Consider the following 4,498-nt stretch of genomic DNA (forward strand, 5'->3'; position numbering starts at 1 on the left):
CGGGCCGGAATGATTTCCTTGGAGCCAGCGATTTCGGCAAGCTGGTTCAGACGGGGTTCCGGCACAGCCACGTCGCCGGTGTTCGGCTCGATGGTGCAGAACGGATAGTTTGCAGCCTGCGCCGCTGCCGTCTTGGTCAGGGCGTTGAACAGGGTGGACTTGCCGACATTGGGCAGGCCGACGATCGCGACTTTAAGGGCCATGGTATTCCTCGTGAGCGCGTGCCTTTAGCCGTTCCGAGCCGATTTGTCAGTCTCGCGCAGTTATGGCCGCTTCTATAGGCGGAAAAGGGCGGCCTTTCGACCGCCCTTTTGAGGATTATTGCTCGCCGCCGACCATGGGCGGGGTGCGGATATCAAAATCGACGGTTGCGGGGGCGGCCTTTTCAAAGGTCAGGGTGATTTTGGCGGTCTGGCCACTGACCAGAGGGGCCTTCAAACCCATCAGCATGATGTGGTTGCCGTGCGGCTTCAGCTCGGTGCGCTGGTTGGCCACAAGGGGCAGACCCTTGTCGAGATGGGCCATTTTCATGACGCCGTCTTCCATCTTCATTTCGTGCACCTGAGCCATGTCGGCTTGATCGGTCGAAATGCCGGTGAGCGTGTCATCCAGCGAAGAGGTCAGGATGACATAGCAGCCGCCAGCCTTGGCACCGTTCGGCGACGGGCGGCACCATGCGTCCTCGATGGTGACAGCACCGGCAACCACAGTCGGGGTGGTTTCGGCAGCCACGGTTTCAGCCGCAGGGGCTTCGGTATGGGCGGCGGGCGCTTCGGTTTGCGAACCACAGGCGGCCAGCGCCAGAGTGGCCACGGTCATGGACAAGGTAAGAGCGTATTTCATCATAGGGCACCTTTTATGAGGGCGCATGGAAGATACGGGCCAATGCCCGGCGCACCGGCACCCGCATCGTGCCTAGACGAAGACGTTTGTTATGGGAATGGCACAATCTGCCCTATCTCGACACTGGTGAAAGGGTGTGTCAGCGTTCAGCTAAATTGAACGGAGGCCTCCCCTGATGAGCCGACTAACTGTTTCCCTGCGCCTAATGGCATCAACTGCCCTGTGTGCTGTCGCCCTGTCTGGTCCGGCTATGGCCCAGCAGGCCGAGCGGGGAGGCGGCGGACCTGACCGGTTGGCGCTGACCATTTACAACCAGAATATTGCTCTGGTGGAGGATGTGCGCAGCCTGAACATTGCGGCGGGGCGTGTGCGTCAGGAGTTTCCGGGCGTATCGGCTTCTATCCGTCCTGAGACCGTGACCTTGTCGGGTAATGGCCTGTCGGTCGTAGAGCAGAATTTTGACTATGACCTGCTGACTCCGCGCAAGCTGATGGAGGGCGCTGTTGGCCGCGAGATCGGTGTAGTCCGCACCAATCCGGGCAATGGCGCACAGACCAGCGAGCGCGCACAGGTTCTGGCGGCCAATGAAGGTGTGGTTCTGCAAATCGGCAACCGTGTCGAGGTTCTTCGCGATGACGGCGCGCCGACGCGGGTCGTGTTCGATGGCGTGCCCCCCAATCTGCGCCCGCGCCCGACCCTCAGTGTGACACTGGATGCAGCGGGGACGCCGCGCCGCGATGTGACACTGAACTATCTCACGTCAGGTCTGCAGTGGAAGGCCGATTATGTGGCCCGCTTTGACGAAAAAGCCGGCAAGCTGGACATGAATGGCTGGGTGACCATCACCAATAATTCCGGCTCGACCTTTGATAATGCCGTCACCCGCGTGGTGGCCGGTACGGTCAATGTTTCGGGGGGCAACAACCGTTATAATGGCGGGCGTGGCAATGGCATGAATACGGGGGCCAATGCCGCAGAAGGTGATGCCCATGTCTATCTGCTGCCCGAGCGTGTGACCGTGGCCAACAACCAGACCAAGCAGGTGGGCCTGCTGGATGCGATCGGTGTTTCGGCCAGCAAGCGCTATGTTTATCAAAGCTCGGGTTTCTCGACCTCCGAAGAAGCGATTGCCGCCGATGTGGGCATTGTCTTCAAAAGTGACCCAGCCCTGCCTGCTGGTGTGATGCGGGTCTATGTGAAGGGCAGCGAAGGCGAGCCGCGTTTTATCGGCGAGGACCAGATCGACCATTCACCCGCCGGATCGGATCTGGTGATCTCGACGGGCAAGGCGTTTGACGTGACGGTGCAGCCGCGTGTTGTGGCATCAGAACGGGTGTCGACGCGCGGGGCTAACCGCTATCGTACCCGCTACCAGATGGAATACCGCGTCCGTAACGCCACCGGCGAAGCCAAGACCGTCGAGGTGCGCCAGCGTACCTATGGTCGCGATACCGAGTTGTCGAATGAAAGCCTGACGGGCGAAATGGCCGATGCCTATACCGCCGTATGGAAGGTGGCGGTTCCGGCCAATGGCGAAACCGTACTGACCGCGACCGTCACCACGGGCGGCTGATCATGCGCCCCTTATATGCGGCATTGGCCGCAGCGGCGGCATGGGCGCCGTTGGTGGCCGTGGCGGCTCCTGGAGCGGCGGCTCAGCAAGCGCCTTTGCGTGCCGAGGCGGTATCGAATGCGCCTGAAAAGGTCGAGGTCGTGGTTTACCGCGACCAGCCGGTGGATACGGTCGAGTTGATGGAGCGTTCGCGCCAGTCGTGGTCACGGCTGGATCGCGAAGGTCTGGCCCTGATTGTCGAAACCCGCACGGTTGATGTGCCTGCGGGCGAGGGTGTGATCCGTTTCAAAGGGCTGGCCACAGGTATCGTGCCGCACAGCGCGGTGATCGAGGGCCTTTCGGCCGATCTGATCGAGCAGAATGCAGACTATGACCTGATTACGCCGACCAATCTGCTGGAGCGGACAGTCGGTCAAACCGTCAGCGTGGTTCGCACCAATGCCACCAGCGGTGCCGAGGAAACTGTGCCTGCGGTCATCCGTGCCGGTGAGAACGGTGTTGTTCTGGAAGTGGGCGGCCAGTTCGAGGCGCTGGACTGTTCGGGTTTGACCGAGCGGATTGTGTTCAATCAGGTGCCCGAAGGATTGGGCGCAACGCCGACATTGTCGGTCCGCACACGCGCCGCACAGGCGGGGCGGCATACGATCACGCTGGCCTATCTGGCCACGGGCCTACAGTGGTCGGCGGACTATGTGGCGCGACTGAAGGATGATGGCCAGACGCTGGATTTGCAGGGCTGGGTAACGCTCGCGAATTTTGGTGGTACCAGTTTTGCCAATGCGCCGGTCACTGTTGTGGCGGGCGATCTGTCGATGACGGGTGATTCCGTGCCGGTCCAACTGCGCGCCCGTTACAATAGCCACCAGTGCTGGCCGATGATGAGAACCAGTGACCTGCCCGCTATTGCCTATCCGGGACCTCCACCGCCTCCACCGCCGCCACCAGCGCCCGCAGCGCCGATGATGTCTATGAGGGCAGAGGTGGCGGATATTGTCGTCACCGGCAATCGCATTAAGGCGAAGATGGAAGAGCTGGGGGACTACAAGGCCTATGTTCTGCCCGAGCCAACGACCGTAGCGGCCAATCAGACCAAGCAGGTTCTGTTCCTCGAACAGGAAGGCGTGACTTTCCGGCGGGCCTATGTGGTGGATATGCAGGCTGCCGAGCCTCAAGAGGCTCCGTCTGCGGCGCGGATTGAACTGGTCATGCGCAATGACGAGGCGTCAGGGCTGGGTCTGCCCGTACCAGGCGGCAAGGCCATGGTGATGCAGGCTGCTGTTCAGGCGGATAGCGGCTTTGGCCCTATGCTGGGCGGCGAGGCGCGCTTTAGCGATACGCCGCAAGGCCTGCCATTGCGTCTGGTCTATGGCGACGCCGCACAGGTGACATCGCAAGTCCTGCTGCAGGAGACACGCCCTCGCGGAAGCGGGGGCAGGCAACGCCAGCAACAGACCCATCAGGTGAAGCTGGTCAACGGCACAGATGGTCCGGTTCAGATGGAAGTGCTGCTGCCGGCCTATGTCGCACAGCAAACCGGCTTCAGGATCGAGCGGGAAGGTATCCGTAGCCGGATCGACCCTGATCGCGGTGTTCGTGTGTGGATGCTGGAACTGCCAGCGGGGACCGAGCGCACATTCGATGTGCGCTGGTCCTATAGCGATCCGGCTTAGGGCCTAGCCGCCGTTTGCCGCTTGGCGCGGGCTGAATTTCGGGGCGGGGGCCAGACGCATGACCTCGCCCTGATAACGCTCGTCGTCGCCCTTGATGGCAAAAGGCAGGGCGTCGGCACAGGCGTTCAGCATGGCTTCCAGCCACGGTTGGTCGGCCTTGGCAAAGTCACCCAGCACATGGGCGTGCACCAGCTTGGGATCGCCCGGATGGCCTACGCCCATGCGGCCACGACGGAAGTCTGCACCCAGATGGGCAATGGCTGAACGGATGCCGTTCTGGCCCGCAGCACCACCGCCCTTTTTCATGCGGAAACGACCGGGAGCCAGATCGATTTCGTCGTGGAAGATGATGATGCGATCGACAGGTACCTTGTAGAAGCGGGCAGCCTCGCCAATCGCGCGGCCGCTCTCG

5 protein-coding genes are annotated in these 4,498 nt (G+C 61.7%); 2 read left to right on the plus strand and 3 right to left on the minus strand.

From position 1 onward, the window contains the following. Positions 1-203 (minus strand): GTPase (locus tag RSB01_RS13610; protein ID WP_332625688.1); only part of this gene is annotated, 203 nt, incomplete at its 3' end. A 115-nt stretch (positions 204-318) separates the two neighbouring features. Beyond that, on the minus strand, positions 319-843 hold the full coding sequence (locus tag RSB01_RS13615; protein ID WP_332619392.1) for a copper chaperone PCu(A)C: 525 nt from the start codon (positions 841-843) through the stop codon (positions 319-321). A 175-nt stretch (positions 844-1,018) separates the two neighbouring features. Between RSB01_RS13615 and RSB01_RS13620 the strand changes: the two genes are divergently transcribed. Then, complete coding sequence (locus tag RSB01_RS13620; protein ID WP_332590488.1) at positions 1,019-2,416, plus strand: DUF4139 domain-containing protein; 1,398 nt, start codon at positions 1,019-1,021, stop codon at positions 2,414-2,416. Between the two features lie 2 nt (positions 2,417-2,418). After that, positions 2,419-4,086 carry a DUF4139 domain-containing protein gene (locus RSB01_RS13625; RefSeq protein WP_332590489.1) on the plus strand — a complete coding sequence of 556 codons (1,668 nt, stop codon included), beginning with the start codon at positions 2,419-2,421 and terminating at the stop codon, positions 4,084-4,086. A gap of 3 nt (positions 4,087-4,089) precedes the next feature. On the opposite strand, the gene pth is transcribed toward RSB01_RS13625, so the two are convergent. After that, a partial coding sequence (gene pth / locus RSB01_RS13630) for an aminoacyl-tRNA hydrolase (RefSeq protein ID WP_332625689.1) occupies positions 4,090-4,498 on the minus strand: 409 nt, incomplete at its 5' end.

This window comes from Brevundimonas sp. (genome assembly GCF_036659295.1).
Classification (GTDB): domain Bacteria; phylum Pseudomonadota; class Alphaproteobacteria; order Caulobacterales; family Caulobacteraceae; genus Brevundimonas.